The organism is Janthinobacterium sp. GW456P (assembly GCF_002127655.1).
Lineage (GTDB): Bacteria > Pseudomonadota > Gammaproteobacteria > Burkholderiales > Burkholderiaceae_D > Janthinobacterium.
The window spans coordinates 72,659-87,017 of sequence record NZ_NEHB01000022.1; the positions used below are offsets into that span (position 1 = coordinate 72,659).

The 14,359-nt window shown below is 66.0% G+C and carries 11 protein-coding genes; all 11 read left to right on the top strand.

What is annotated here, in order from left to right:
* Positions 1-100: 100 nt before the first annotated feature.
* Complete coding sequence (locus tag CBW66_RS19555) at positions 101-976, top strand: oxidoreductase (RefSeq protein ID WP_086138962.1); 876 nt, start codon at positions 101-103, stop codon at positions 974-976.
* A gap of 21 nt (positions 977-997) precedes the next feature.
* Positions 998-1,459 (top strand): MarR family winged helix-turn-helix transcriptional regulator, encoded by a 462-nt coding sequence (locus CBW66_RS19560; RefSeq protein ID WP_086138963.1) that lies wholly within the window; start codon positions 998-1,000, stop codon positions 1,457-1,459.
* A 172-nt stretch (positions 1,460-1,631) separates the two neighbouring features.
* Positions 1,632-2,120, top strand: coding sequence for a DUF6702 family protein (locus tag CBW66_RS19565; RefSeq protein WP_086138964.1), 489 nt, complete (start codon positions 1,632-1,634; stop codon positions 2,118-2,120).
* A gap of 14 nt (positions 2,121-2,134) precedes the next feature.
* Positions 2,135-4,171 carry a TonB-dependent receptor gene (locus CBW66_RS19570; RefSeq protein WP_086138965.1) on the top strand — a complete coding sequence of 679 codons (2,037 nt, stop codon included), beginning with the start codon at positions 2,135-2,137 and terminating at the stop codon, positions 4,169-4,171.
* Positions 4,172-4,274: 103 nt separating this feature from the next.
* The gene (locus tag CBW66_RS19575; protein ID WP_086138966.1) at positions 4,275-5,009 is read left to right on the top strand and encodes a 2OG-Fe dioxygenase family protein; all 735 of its coding nucleotides are present in this window, start codon (positions 4,275-4,277) and stop codon (positions 5,007-5,009) included.
* Between the two features lie 142 nt (positions 5,010-5,151).
* Entirely contained in the window at positions 5,152-6,513 is a 1,362-nt protein-coding gene (locus CBW66_RS19580; RefSeq protein WP_086138967.1) for a hybrid sensor histidine kinase/response regulator, read from the top strand.
* A gap of 264 nt (positions 6,514-6,777) precedes the next feature.
* Positions 6,778-7,500 (top strand): CerR family C-terminal domain-containing protein, encoded by a 723-nt coding sequence (locus CBW66_RS19585; RefSeq protein WP_086153660.1) that lies wholly within the window; start codon positions 6,778-6,780, stop codon positions 7,498-7,500.
* Complete coding sequence (locus tag CBW66_RS19590; RefSeq protein ID WP_230492049.1) at positions 7,497-8,912, top strand: efflux transporter outer membrane subunit; 1,416 nt, start codon at positions 7,497-7,499, stop codon at positions 8,910-8,912. Before CBW66_RS19585 ends, CBW66_RS19590 begins: the two co-directional genes overlap by 4 nt.
* A 13-nt stretch (positions 8,913-8,925) precedes the next feature.
* On the top strand, positions 8,926-10,098 hold the full coding sequence (locus tag CBW66_RS19595; protein ID WP_086138970.1) for an efflux RND transporter periplasmic adaptor subunit: 1,173 nt from the start codon (positions 8,926-8,928) through the stop codon (positions 10,096-10,098).
* 8 nt (positions 10,099-10,106) lie between these two features.
* Complete coding sequence (locus tag CBW66_RS19600; RefSeq protein WP_086138971.1) at positions 10,107-13,223, top strand: efflux RND transporter permease subunit; 3,117 nt, start codon at positions 10,107-10,109, stop codon at positions 13,221-13,223.
* Between the two features lie 131 nt (positions 13,224-13,354).
* A complete protein-coding gene (locus CBW66_RS19605; protein WP_086138972.1) occupies positions 13,355-14,332 on the top strand; it encodes a hypothetical protein in 978 nt (325 codons plus the stop codon).
* The last annotated feature ends 27 nt before the right edge of the window (positions 14,333-14,359 follow it).

Below are 14,359 nucleotides of genomic sequence, written 5' to 3' on the forward strand. Positions count from 1 at the left end.
GTAAATGAGTACAGCCTGTGCCGGATTGACCCGATTATCATACAGCGCAATCGGCCTTACGATAGTTGCTCCCATACTCGACCACCACACAGGAGCTGCCATGCACACGCATTCCCCCGCCCGCGAGCAATTCACCCCCGCCCATTGCGACATCGCCTTCAAGCGCCTCGGCTACGGCGCCATGCAACTGGCCGGCCCGCACGTCTGGGGCCCGCCAAAGGACCGCGCCGCCGCCGTTGCCGTGCTGCGCGTAGCCATCGAACTGGGCGTCAACCATATCGATACGTCGGACTTTTACGGCCCCCACGTCACCAACCAGATCATCCGCGAAGCGCTGCATCCCTACCGCGACGGCTTGACCATCGTCACCAAGATCGGCTTCATGCGCGGCCCCGACCAGTCCTGGCTGCCGGCCGCATCGCCACGGCAACTGCGCGAGGCCGTGCACGACAACCTGCGCAACCTGGACCTCGACGTGCTCGATGTGGTCAACCTGCGCGCGCCGGGCATGGCCGGCCCGGACGGCTCGTCGCTTGCCGAGCCGCTGGCCGCGCTGGTGCAGCTGCAGCGGGAAGGCCTGGTGCGCCATATCGGCCTGTCCAATGTCGATGCGGGCCAGGTGGCCGAAGCGCAGGCGATCAGCCCCATCGTTTGCGTGCAGAACCACTACAATCTGGCGCACCGCGCGGACGATGCGCTGATCGACACCCTGGCTGCGCAAGGCATCGCCTATGTGCCCTTCTTCCCCCTGGGCGGCTTTTCGCCGCTGCAGTCCGATACCTTGAACCAGGTGGCGGCCGCCATGCAGGCCACGCCGATGCAGGTGGCGCTGGCCTGGCTGCTGCAGCGCGCGCCGAATATACTGGTCATTCCCGGCACCTCGTCGGTGGCGCATCTGCGCGAGAATGTGGCGGCCGGCGCGCTCAGGCTCGACGCGCCGGCATTGGCGGCATTGAGGTCGCTTGCAACTAAGTAGCGCACTATATATACTGTCCCCATGGATACCACCACTGCCCCCAACCCCTTGCACCAGGTGCCGCGCCTGGACGGTCAGCTGTGCTTTGCGCTGTACTCGACCTCGCTTGCCATGAACAAGCTGTACCGCAAGCTCCTGCGCAAGCTCGGCCTGACCTATTCGCAGTACCTGGTGATGATGGTGTTGTGGGAGCGCGACGGCCTGACGGTGTCGGAAGTGGGCGAGCGCCTGTTTCTGGACTCGGCCACCCTGACGCCCTTGCTCAAGCGCATGGAGCAATCGGGCCTGCTGACGCGCGCGCGCGCCGCCAGCGACGAGCGCCAGGTCATCATTTCCCTCACGCAGCAGGGCGACCAGCTGCGCCACGACGCGGCCCTGCTGCCCGAAGCCATCCTGACGGCCAGCCACTGCAGCGTGGAGCAGGTTGTGGACATGAAGCAACAACTGAACCAGTTGCGCGACAGCCTGATGAAAAGTGAGTAAAAGCGCTGCTTTCCCGGCCAAAATCAGATAAAGCATCTCCCTGACGGCGCCCGGCAAAAGCCGGTCCATCATCCCTGTTCAAGAGCGAAAAATCAGCCAAGGAGAACCTGATGCGCGACTTTCATCCGCCGTTGAAAGGCAAGAGCAATGGCGCGGCCAAAGGCGACGAGGCATGAAGCGCCGGCATGCGCTGGCGGCCGCCACGCTGGCCTGCGCCAGCATGGCGGCAGGCGCCCATAATTTTCACATGGGTATCGCCGACATCAGCTATAACGCGGCCAGCGGCAGCACGGAAGTGGTGCACACCTACACGGGTCACGACGTCGCGGCGCTGCTGACGAATCTGTACCAGCGCCGGTTCGACCTGGGCCAGGAAGACAGCGAAGCGGCGCTGCGCCGCTATGTCGAAAAACAGTTTTACCTCGTGGGGCCGGATGGCAAGCGATTGCGCCTGAACTGGGTCGGCATGCAGGTCAACGCCGACAACGTGGTGATCTTCCAGGAGATCGAACGCACGCGCCTGGCCCCCGCCACGCGCATTCATAACCAGTTGCTGACCGACTTTCTGCCCAGCCAGCGCAACACCCTCAACGTGCAGGACAGCGGCAGCATCCAGACGCTGATTTTCGACCGCCAGAACACGGAATTGCCGATCCGATAATCCCCTCCCCCCCCATGACGCCACGCTCCCTTCCCCTCTTCCTCGCCGCGCTGTTTTCCGCCAACGCCGCCCACGCCGACGACATCTTCCAGCGCGTGCTGGTCGACGGTTCGCGCCTGAACCAGCTGGGCGTGGCCGATTCGGCCAACGCGGGCAGTGTCACGCAACAGCAGCTCGACGCGCGCACCAGCTACCGGCCCGGCGAATTGCTCGAAGCCGTGCCGGGGCTGATCGTCAGCCAGCATAGCGGCGAAGGCAAGGCCAACCAGTTCTACCTGCGCGGCTTCAACCTCGATCACGGCACGGACTTGCGCACCACCGTCGACGAGATGCCCGTCAACCAGCGCAGCCATGGCCACGGACAAGGCTGGACGGACCTGAATTTTTTGATCCCCGAACTGGCCATGCGCCTCGATTACAAGAAGGGGCCGTATGCGGCGGCGCAAGGCGATTTTTCGTCGGCCGGCGCGGCCTCCGTCGTTTACGCGAACCGCCTGACGCAAGGCATCGCCAGCGCGGGCATCGGGCAAAACGGCTTTCGCCGCGCGCTGCTGGCCGACTCCATCGATGCGGGCGGCGGCAGCCTGCTGTACGCGCTCGAAGCGCAGCATAACGATGGTCCATTCACGCAGCCGGACCGCTACCGCAAGCGCAATGGCGTGCTGCGCTACAGCGAAGGCTATGCCAACAACGGCTTCAACGTCACGGCCATGGCGTATGACGCCAGCTGGAACGCCACCGACCAGATTCCGCTGCGCGCCGTGCAGGACGGCAGCTTGGACCGCTTCGGCGCCGTCGATGCCAGCGACGGCGGCAAGGCGCAGCGCTACAGCCTGTCGGGCGCCTGGCGCCAGACGACGGACGACATCTCGTCCAGGGTCAGCGCCTATGTGATCGCCAACCGACTGGCCCTGTTCTCGAATTTTACGTATGCGATGGACGATCCGCTCAACGGCGACCAGTTCGCTCAGCCCGACCGGCGCGTGACGGCCGGCCTCGACGCCAGCCACACCTGGCACCGCCACACGGACAGGGGCAGCAGCGACACCACCATCGGCCTGCAGCTGCAGAACGACAATATCCACAATGGCCTGTACCGCACGCGCCGGCGCCAGATCCTGTCGACCACGCGGCAAGACCATATCGTCGAATCGAGTCTCGGCGTGTACGCCGAAAACAGCACGCGCTGGACGCGATCGCTGCGCACCGTGGCCGGCCTGCGCGCGGATGCCTACCGCTTCGACGTGCGCAGCGACCGCGCCGCCAATGCGGGCACGGCCAGCGACCATGTGTTCAGCCCCAGCCTGAGCGTGATCGCGGGGCCGTGGCGCGAGACGGAAGCATATCTCAATATCGGCAACGGTTTTCACAGCAACGACGCGCGCGGCACGACGATCACGATCGACCCGCGGACGGGCGAGGCTGCCGGCAAGGTCACGCCCCTGGCGCGTTCGCGCGGACTGGAACTGGGCGTGCGCAGCGCCGCCATCGCCGGCCTTCAAACGTCGCTGTCGCTGTACCGCCTGGACTTCGATTCCGAGCTGCTGTTCATCGGCGACGCGGGCGCCACGGAGGCGGGCCGCCCCAGCCGCCGCTATGGCATCGAGTTTTCCAGCTACTACAAGGCGGCCGGCTGGCTGTCGCTGGACCTGGACCTCGCATATGCGCGCGCACGCTCGCGCGGCAGCGACCCGGCGGGCGACTTCATTCCCGGCGCCATCGAGGGCGTGGCCCAGCTGGCCATAACGGTGACGCCGCCGGGGCCGTGGTCGGGCGCCTTGCGCCTGCGCTACTTCGGCCCGCGCCCCCTGGTGGAAGACAACAGCGTGCGCTCCGCCGCCAGCGTGGGCTTGAACGGGCGCATCGCCTACCGGATCGACAAGACCCTGCGCGTGGAGCTGGAAGGCTACAACCTGGCCAACCGGCGCGACTCGGCCACCGATTACTACTATGCCTCGCGCCTGCCCGGCGAGGCGCAGCCCGTGGACGATATCCACTTCCATCCGGTGGAATCGCGCTCGCTGCGCCTGACCCTGGTAAAGAATTTCTAAGTAAACAAGAATAATTCTTATCGGACTGCACAGGAATCGCCGCGAAGTCGTAGAATGCCAGGCTGGATAAACTGATACAGGCCGCGTTGCGGCCGGCACCGCCATGAGCACTTCCGCACCGATCTTTACCGACCCGTCCCGTCTCAAGGACGCCTTGCGCAATGACGGCTATGCCGTCCTGCGCCCGCAGGACGTGGCGGCGCTGGCCGGCTGCCCGCTCGACGCGCTGCGCGCGCTCGAACCGAGCTGGAATGCGCTGGCGCTGGACAATTACCTGAAGGATGGCGGCCGCTATCGCCGCCGGCGCCACTCGTGCTTCGTGCAGGATGGTGAACGCCTGACGCAGACGGCGCACCGTCCGCACTGGCAACCGGTGGAATACAACGCCCTGCACGGCGGCATGCACCGCCTGTTCGAACCGGTCGACCCGGCGATCGTCGCGCAAACGGCCTGGCAGCAGCTGATCCGCGCGCTGGGCGACGCCTGCTCGCAGGTCAAGGGCAGCCAGCCCTGGTTCATCGAGGCGCACCAGTTCCGCATCGATACGACCGATGGCATCGGCCGCCCCACGCCGGAAGGCGCGCACCGCGACGGCGTCGATTTCGTCGCCGTGCTGCTGATCGGGCGCGAACAGGTCAAGGGCGGCGAGACGCGCATCTTCGAAGCGGACGGTCCCAACGGCAAGCGCTTTACCCTGACCGAGCCATGGTCGCTGCTGCTGCTCGACGATGCCGCCGTGATCCATGAATCGACGCCGATCCAGCCCATCGGCGAACACGGCCACCGCGACACCCTCGTGCTGACCTATCGCGCCGGCCAGTTTCAGGGCGAAAACTGACAGGCGGCCACGACATTCCGCGTGGCCAAAATAGTTACTTGGAAGTTACTTTTACAGACCTAAATCCGATATAGTCATACGATGTCGATATTGCGCGCTCACCGCGCCCAGCATCACCACACTGAAATCCTAGGAGAGGTCTGTGGACTCCAACAACCAAATCAAGCCTGACGAAATCGAGATCCTGATCGTCGAGGACAGCCCGACCCAGGCGGAGCGCTTGCGCCGCCTGATCCAGTCCCTGCACTACAATGCGCGCGTGGCGGCGAATGGCCAGCTGGCCCTGGCCGCCATCCGCGAGCGCAAGCCGCACCTGGTGCTGTCCGATATCGTCATGCCTGAAATGAATGGCTACGACCTGTGCCGCGCCATCAAGTCCGACCCGACCCTGCGCGACATCCCCGTGATCCTCGTCACCTCGCTCAACGACCCGAAGGACATCATCCGCGGCATCGAGTGCGGCGCCGACAATTTCATCCGCAAGCCTTACGCGGAAGACTACCTGCTCAACCGCATCAGCCACATGCTGATGAACCAGAAGCTGCGCAAGAACCAGAACGTGGAAATCGGCATCGCCCTGTACCTGGGCGACCAGAAGCATTTCATCAATGCGGAGCGCCAGCAGATCCTCGACCTGCTGATCTCCACGTATGAACAGGCGGTGCAGGTCAACGGCGAACTGCAGGCGCGCGAGCGCCAGGTGATCGAACTGAACATGCGCCTGGCGCACCATGCGGCCGAACTGGAAACCATCAACCGCGAAATCGCCCTGAAAAACCTGGAACTGGCCGAAGCGAGCCGCATGAAATCGGCCTTCATCGCCAACATGTCGCATGAACTGCGCACGCCGCTCAACGCCATCATCGGGTTTACGGGCGCTCTGCTGATGAAACTGCCCGGCCCCCTGACGTCGGACCAGGACAAGCAACTCAATACCATCCGCGCCAGCGCGCGCCACCTGCTCTCCTTGATCAACGACATCCTCGACGTGGCCAAGATCGAGGCGGGCAAACTGACCCTGTCGATCGAACCCGTGCACTGCCAGGAGCTGATGACCGAAGTGGCCGACACCCTGCGCCCGCTGGCCCAGCAAAAGGGCCTGGCGCTGGAAATGGCGCTGGGCGAAGCGGGCCAGCCGCCCGCCATCATCGAGACGGACCGCCGCGCGCTGACGCAAATCCTCATCAACCTGCTCAACAACGCCATCAAGTTCACGGAACAGGGCACGGTGCGCATCAGCCTGGCCCAGCGCGAGGAAGACGGCGTGCTGGTGACGGAAATGAGCATCGCCGACAGCGGCGCCGGCATCAAGGAGGAGGACCAGGCCAAGCTGTTCCAGGCCTTCTCGCAGCTCGACTCGACCTCCACGCGCCATGTGGAAGGCGCGGGACTGGGCCTGTACCTGTGCCAGAACCTGGCCAACGCCATCGGCGGCGCCCTGTTCTTCAACAGCGACTACGGCTCGGGCAGCACGTTTACGCTGGCGCTGCGCAGCAAGGCCTGAACTTCTGTGCGCCGCAGCATGAAATGCTGATTTTTTGCCATCCAGGAGAGAGCGATACAGTAGTTCTACGGTATTGCACCGCACCATTTTCAGCGCTATAGTAGACCTGTCTCCTCCAATTCGTTCTCCGAACATTGGATTCAGCCCGCGAATACAACCGCGGGCTTTTTTTTGCCTGCGTTTTACCGCATCTTCATCTTTCCTTAACTAAATCAAGCGATTTAGTTATATCAATCGTTTGAGATATATGATTAAATCTCCGACATGATTGAAAAAAACATTTCCCCAACACCAAGCGCCGACGACGGGCGCAAGCCCCGCTCCGATGGCGAGCAGTCGCGCGAGCGCCTGCTGCATAGCGCCATCCGCCTGTTTGCCGGGCAGGGCTACGCCAAGACCTCCACGCGCGAACTGGCGCAGGCGGCCGGCACCAACGCGGCGGCCATCCGCTATTATTTTGGCGACAAGGCGGGCCTGTACCGCGCCGCCTTCTCCCATCAACTATCGAATCCACAAGACAATATCGCCCTGTACGAGCAAGCGCATTTCACCCTGCGCCAAAGTCTGGAAGGCTTTTATGCGCAATTGCTCGCCCCCATGCAGCAGGGAGACATCGCGCGCGACTGCATGCGCCTGTGGTGCCGCGAGATGCTCGAACCGACGGGCCTGTGGGCGCGCGAGGTCGACCAGAACATCCGTGCCGAACACGAGGCGCTCACGCGCGTGCTGGCGCGCCMCCKGGGCGCGCCCGCCAACAGCGACGACATGCACCGGCTGGCGTTTTCCATCGCCTCGCTGGCCCTTCAGCACATGGTGGGCGCCGACGTGCTGCAAACGCTGCGCCCGCAACTGCTGGAATCGCCGCACGCGATCGACACCTGGCTGGCGCGCTTGACCGACTACGCGCTGGCCATGACCGACGTGGAACGCCGGCGCCTGGCCACTCCCCCCTCTACCACTCAACGACAAGCAGAAGGACCAGCATGACGATTATTCGATGCACCGTTCAACGCGCCCTGGCCGCCGGCATCGTGCTGGCGCTGGGCGGTTGCGCCCTGCAAGGGCCGCCCGCGGCGGTGGCCGCCAGCGCACCCGCGCAGTGGCAGGCGCCGCTGCCGCACAACGGCAAGCTGACGGACCTGGCCAGCTGGTGGCAGGGCCAGGGCGACAGCCTGCTGGTGGAATTGATCGGCGATGCGCAGCAGGTCAGCCCCACCATCGCCGCCGCCGGCACGCGCATCGCGCAGGCGCGCGCGGACAGCATCGCCAGCGGCGCCGCGCTGGCGCCCAAGCTCGACGCGACGGGCAGCGTGGTGCGCACCAGCCAGCAATCGGCGCAGCCCAGCGGCACCACCTCGCAGGCGGCGCTGCAGGCGTCGTGGGAAATCGACGTCTTCGGCGCCAACCGCGCCACGCGCGACGCGGCGCAGGAACGCTACGACAGCGCCCGCGCGCTCTGGCATGAGGCCCGCGTCTCGGTGGCCGCCGAAGTGGCGAACCAGTATTACGCCTTGCGCACCTGCCAGCAGTTGCAGGCCGTGGCCGAACAGGATGCGGCCTCGCGCCGCGACTCGGCGCGCCTGACGGAGCTGAGCGCCGGCGCCGGCTTCCAGCCGCCCGCCAACGCCGCCCTGGCCCGCGCCAGCGCCGCCGAAGGCGCCAGCCGCGCCATCGAACAGCGCGCCGCCTGCGACGTGAATGTCAAGGCGCTGGTCGCCCTGTCGGCCATGCCGGAAGCGTCGCTGCGCCAGAAGCTGGCGGCCAGCCCCTTTGTTGCGCCCTCACCCGTGGCGATCGCGGAATTGCCGGCGCAAACCCTGGCCCAGCGTCCGGACATCTACAGCGCCGAACGCGAAGTGGCGGCCGCCAGCTTCGAAGTGCGCGGCGCGCAGGCGCAGCGCTATCCGCGCCTGAGCCTGGCCGGCTCGATCGGCAAGGGCAATCTCCGCGCAGGCGGCACCAGCATCACGGCCAGCACCTGGAGCATCGGCCCGCTGGCCGTCAGCCTGCCCATCTTCGACGGCGGCACCCGCCGCGCCCAGGTCGATGCGGCCACGGCGCGCTACGACGAAGCCGTGGTGAAATACCGCGCCGGCGTGCGCCAGGCCGTGCGCGAAGTGGAAGAAGCGCTGGTCAATCTGGCCAGCACGGACGCGCGCAGCGAGCATGCCAAAACCGCGCTGGAAGGCTACCGCGTGTCGTTTGTCGCCACCGAAGACCGCTACAAGAACGGCCTGGCCAGCCTGATCGAACTGGAAGACGCCCGCCGCACGCGCCTGGCCGCCGAAAACACGGTGGTCAACCTCGAGCGCGAACGCAGCGCTGCCTGGGTGGCGCTGTACCGCGCCGCCGGCGGTGGCTGGAACGGCAGCAGCGCCATCGCCAACAACGCACCTTGACGGATACGACAACATGAAAAAACTGATTTTGACACCCACGGCATTCGCCCTGGCCGCCCTTTGCGTGATGCTGGGCGCGGGCGTGGCCCTGTACCCATCGGCTTCCACGGCAGCCGACGAGGCGAAGGATAAGAAGGCGGCGCAAAAACCCGCGCTGACAGTCACCACGGCCAAGCCGCAGACAGCCAGCCTGCCCATCAAGCTGAGCGCCAACGGCAATGTCGCCGCCTGGCAGGAAGCCGTCATCGGCAGCGAGTCGAACGGCTTGCGCCTGACCGACGTGCGCGTGAATGTCGGCGACGTCGTGCGCGCCGGCCAGGTGCTGGCCGTGTTCTCGAACGACACGGTGAACGCCGACGTGGCGCAGGCCAGGGCCACCGTGCTGGAAGCGGAAGCGAATGCGGCCGAGGCGGCCGCCAACGCGCAGCGCGCCCGCTCGCTGCAAAGCACGGGCGCCATCAGCGCGCAGCAGATCAGCCAGTACCTGACGGCAGAACAGACGGCCAACGCGCGCATCGCCTCAAGCAAGGCGCAGCTGGCGTCGCAGCAGCTGCGCCTGAAATACACGCAGGTGGTGGCGCCCGACAGCGGCATCATCTCTGCGCGCGCGGCCACCGTGGGCTCGGTGGTGGGTGCCGGCACGGAATTGTTCCGCATGATCCGCCAGGGCCGCCTCGAATGGCGCGCCGAAGTGACGGCCACCGAGCTGCTGAACCTGAAACCGGGCACCGCGGCGCAGGTGAAGGCGGCCAATGGCAGCGTGTTGACGGGCAAGGTGCGCATGATCGCCCCCACGGTCGACCCGCAGACGCGTTCCGCCCTCGTGTACGTGGACCTGCCGGCCAGTACGGGCAACAATGCGCCGTTCAAGGCCGGCATGTACGCCAGCGGCGAATTCGAACTCGGTACCTCGGGCGCGTTGACGGTACCGCAGCAGGCGATTGCCGTGCGCGATGGCTTCAGTTATGTCTTCCGCCTGAATGCCGACCAGCGGGTCAGCCAGATCAAGGTGCAGGCCGGACGGCGCCTGAGCGACCGCATCGAAATTTTAAGCGGCATCACGGCCGACACGACGATTGTCGTCAGCGGCGCCGGCTTCCTCAATGACGGCGACCTGGTACGCAATGTTGCCGCTCCCGTGGCGGCCAAGCCCGCTGCGCCGGCCGCCGTGGCAGCGAAAAAGTAAGGCAAGCCATGAATTTTTCTTCCCTCTCGATCAAGAATCCGATCCCGGCCATCATGCTGTTCGCGCTGCTGACCCTGGCCGGGCTGCTGGCTTACAAGGCCAATCCGGTGCAGGATTTCCCCGACATCGAACTGCCCATCGTCACCGTCAGCGCGGTGCTGCCCGGCGCCGCGCCGGCCCAGCTGGAAACAGAAGTGGCGCGCAAGATCGAAGACTCCGTCGCCACCTTGCAAGGCGTGAAAAACATCTACACCAAGGTGCTCGATGGCGTCGTCACGGTCACCGTCGAATTCATTCTGGAAAAGCAGATCGCCGAAGCCGTCAACGACGTGCGCGACGCCGTCGCGCGGGTCAAGGCGGACATGCCGGCCGAGCTGCGCGATCCCACCGTCACCAAGGCGTCCACCGCAGGGCGCGTGGTGCTGACCTTTATCGCCACGGCAAAACCCGGCGTGGACAACCCGCTCGACTCTCCCGACCTGTCCTGGTTTGTCGACAACACGGTCGCCAAGCGCCTCTTGACCGTGCCCGGCGTGGGCGCCGTCACCCGCGTGGGCGGCGTCTACCGCGAAATCCAGGTGGAACTCGACGAGGCGCGCATGGCCGCATTGAAAGTGTCGGCCCTCGACGTCTCGCGCCAGCTGCGCCTGGTGCAGCGCGAAGCGCCGGGCGGCAGGGGCGACATCAGCGGTGCCGAGCAGTCGGTGCGCACCATCGCCACCGTCAAGACGGCCGATGAACTGTCGCGCGTGGAAGTGCCGCTGCCGGACGGCCGCCATGTACGCCTGGACCAGGTAGCCACCGTGCGCGACACCATTGCCGAACCGCGCGCGCTGGCCGAGCAGGATGGCAAGACGGTGGTCGCCTTCGAGGTGTTCCGCACCAAAGGCGCCAGCGAAGTGGCTGTCGCCAGGGGCGCGCGCGACGCCATCGCCGACCTGCAGAAGGAAAACCCGAATGTCGTGCTGCAGCAGTCGATCGACAATGCCTTCCCCGTCGAGGAAAACTTCGACGGTTCGATGGAGCTGCTGTACGAAGGCGCGCTGCTGGCCGTGCTGGTGGTGTGGTGGTTTCTGCGCGACTGGCGCGCCACCCTGGTGGCCGCCGCCGCCCTGCCCCTGTCCGTGATGCCGGCCTTCCTCGGCATCTACTGGTTCGGCTACACGCTCAATACCGTCACCCTGCTGTCGCTGGCCCTGGTCGTCGGCGTGCTGGTCGACGACGCCATCGTGGAAATCGAAAACATCGAGCGCCATCTGCGCATGGGCAAGTCGCCGATGGAAGCGGCCATGGAAGCGGCCGACGAAATCGGCATGGCGGTCATCGCCACCACCTTCGCGCTGGTGGCCGTGTTCCTGCCGACGGCCTTCATGAGCGGCATTCCCGGCCTGTTCTTCAAGCAGTTCGGCTGGACGGCCGTGCTGGCAGTGCTGGCCTCGCTGGTGGTGGCGCGGCTGCTCACGCCGATGATGGCGGCCTACATATTAAAACCGCTGCCGCACAAGGAAGAACAGGATGGCTGGCTGATGACGCGCTACCTGCGCGTGATGCGCTGGTGCCTGAACCACCGCGGCATCACGGCCATCGCCGCAGCCCTGTTCTTTGTCGGCGCCATCGCGCTCGTGCCGCTGCTGCCGACGGGCTTCGTGCCGGCCGCCGACCGCGCGCAGACGCAGATCAACCTGGAACTGCCGCCTGGCTCCACCCTGGCCGAAACCCAGGCCGTGACGGCCCAGGCGCGCGATGCGGCCATGCGCACGCCAGGCATCCAGGGCGTCTTCAGTTCGATCGGCGGCGGCTCGAGCGGCGACGCCTTCGCCCCCGGCGCGGCGGCCGAGGCGCGCCGCGCCGTGCTGACCCTGACCACCGTGCACCGCACCGAGCGCAAGGAGTCGATGGCGCAGCTGGAAACCCAGCTGCGCCACAAGCTCGATGCGATTCCCGGCGCCCGCTTCACGGTGGGGCCGCCCGACACGGGCGTCAAGATGCAGCTGGTGCTGCGCTCGGAAGACCCGGTGGCACTGATGGCGGCGGCGCAAAAGGTCGAGCGCGAACTGCGCGGCCTGAAAGGCATCGGCAACGTCAATTCCAGCGCCTCGCTGGTGCGCCCGGAAATCATCGTGCGCCCCGATTTCGCCAAGGCGGCCGACCTGGGCGTGACGGCGGCAGCAATCGGCGAAACCGTGCGCGTGGCCACGGCCGGCGACTACGACACGGACCTGACGAAAATGAACCTGCCCGAGCGGCAGGTGCCGATCCGCGTGAAACTGCCGAACAGCGTGCGCGCCGACCTGGCCGCCATCGAGCGCCTGACCGTACCCGGCAAGAACGGCCCCGTGCGCCTGGCGAACGTGGCGACGGTGACGATGGAAAGCGGCCCGGCGCAGATCGACCGTTTGAACCGCAGCCGCAACGTAACCCTCGACGTCGAACTCGGTTCGCGCACCCTCGGTGAATTGAACGAGGAAGCGCGCGCGCTGCCGTCGATGAAGAATCTGCCGCCATCCGTGAAGATCGCGGAACTGGGCGACGCGCAGGAAATGGCCTCGCTGTTCGCCAGCTTCGGCCTGGCCATGCTGATCGGCGTGCTGTGCATCTACTGCGTGCTGGTGCTGCTGTTCAAGGACTTCATGCAGCCGGTGACCATCCTGGCGGCGCTGCCGCTGTCGATCGGCGGCGCCTTCGTGGCCCTGCTGATCACGGGCAGCGCCCTGTCGATGCCGTCGATGATCGGCCTGATCATGCTGATGGGGATCGTCACGAAGAACTCCATCCTGCTGGTCGACTATGCGATCCTGGCGCGCCAGGCCGGCATGAACCGCTTCGATGCGCTGGTCGACGCCTGCCACAAGCGCAGCCGCCCCATCCTGATGACGACGATCGCCATGGGCGCCGGCATGATGCCGCTGGCGCTGGGCTGGGGCGCCGACCCCAGCTTCCGTTCGCCGATGGCCATTACCGTCATCGGCGGCCTGATCACCTCGACCCTATTGAGCCTCTTGGTGGTGCCGGCCGTGTTCACCTACATCGACGACCTGGAGCACCTGCTCAAGCGCGGCATGGCGAAACTGCGCCGCCAGAAGGCGCCGCTGCGCCGCGATGACAGGGTGGCGCTGGAAAAATAAGCGCCAAGGCTGATTGCAAAAACGCCCCTTGCGGGCAAGGAAGCGAGGGACCGGCCGCCAGGCCGCGCTCCCTCGCTTTCATCTATCTGGCATACTGCGCCCATTCTCCATGAACGCAATCTGCCCTGCCTATGAATTACCGCACCCCGCTCGTCCTGCTATTCGCCTCCGCGCTGCTTGGCGCCTGCTCGGACAAGACCGCCCCCGCCAGCGCCGACCTGGCGGCTGACGCGGCAGCCGCCGTCCCCGCCGCCGCTGCCGCGGCAGACAGCGCATCGGCCGAATACGTGCCGCCGCCGTCCGCCACCGCCCCACGGACGGAAGCGATGAACACGCCGCAGGCCCGCGAGCGCGAGGTGGGCATGATGCGCGCCGTCTTCGGCAAGGACTACCGCAGCGACAGCGACGATGCGCTGGCCGACCTGCCCGATCCGGACAACCATGTCGACAAGCTCAGCTACGTCGTCAGCGCCGTCAGCCACAAGCTGCTGCCCGATGGCAGCGCCATCCTGGTGGCGAACGCGGAAACGGCCAACACGGAAGGCACGGCCGAATCGGCGCATGCCTCGCCGGGGCTGCTGAATGTCTTTTTCCTCGCGCCCAAGGGCACGCCGGAAGACGGCCAGTGGCAAGTCGTGAAGCGCCTGGAAAACATCGCCGCTCTGGGCTCGTCGGGGCAGCTCGGCGAAGTCCACTGGGTCATGCTGGGCGCGAACAAGCCGGGACTGGCGATCCGTTACGGCTATACGGGCCAGGGCTACACCATCACGCAACTGGCCCTGTTTGAAATCGGCGACGGCAAGGTCGCTTCGCTCGATGGCGCCATCGACCTGTACTCGGACAATATGGGGGCCTGCGGGCCTGAAACGGACGAGTGCTGGACGGTCAAGGGGAACTGGCGCTTCGCGCCAGCGCGCAATGGCGGCGCCTACGATGACTTGCTGATCGATTTCAAGGGCGCCTCCGAAAAGATCAAGCCGGGCGTCGCGGTCAAGCAGGACGAAGACCCGCCGCGCATCGCCACGCCACTGAACGGCCACGCGCGCTACGGCTTCGATGGCAAGGGCTACAAATTAATCGAAGGGAAGAATCCGGTGCCTGGCGTGTAAGCGCATCACCGCCAGGCGCCGGCAAGC

What these genes read in the sequence shown, in the direction of transcription:
- CBW66_RS19595 (WP_086138970.1), top strand. Translation starts at nt 8,926, where the DNA reads ATGAAAAAACTGATTTTGACACCCACGGCATTCGCCCTGGCCGCCCTT.
- CBW66_RS19560 (WP_086138963.1), top strand. Translation starts at nt 998, where the DNA reads ATGGATACCACCACTGCCCCCAACCCCTTGCACCAGGTGCCGCGCCTG.
- CBW66_RS19555 (WP_086138962.1), top strand. Translation starts at nt 101, where the DNA reads ATGCACACGCATTCCCCCGCCCGCGAGCAATTCACCCCCGCCCATTGC.
- CBW66_RS19575 (WP_086138966.1), top strand. Translation starts at nt 4,275, where the DNA reads ATGAGCACTTCCGCACCGATCTTTACCGACCCGTCCCGTCTCAAGGAC.
- CBW66_RS19600 (WP_086138971.1), top strand. Translation starts at nt 10,107, where the DNA reads ATGAATTTTTCTTCCCTCTCGATCAAGAATCCGATCCCGGCCATCATG.
- CBW66_RS19565 (WP_086138964.1), top strand. Translation starts at nt 1,632, where the DNA reads ATGAAGCGCCGGCATGCGCTGGCGGCCGCCACGCTGGCCTGCGCCAGC.
- CBW66_RS19605 (WP_086138972.1), top strand. Translation starts at nt 13,355, where the DNA reads ATGAATTACCGCACCCCGCTCGTCCTGCTATTCGCCTCCGCGCTGCTT.
- CBW66_RS19570 (WP_086138965.1), top strand. Translation starts at nt 2,135, where the DNA reads ATGACGCCACGCTCCCTTCCCCTCTTCCTCGCCGCGCTGTTTTCCGCC.
- CBW66_RS19590 (WP_230492049.1), top strand. Translation starts at nt 7,497, where the DNA reads ATGACGATTATTCGATGCACCGTTCAACGCGCCCTGGCCGCCGGCATC.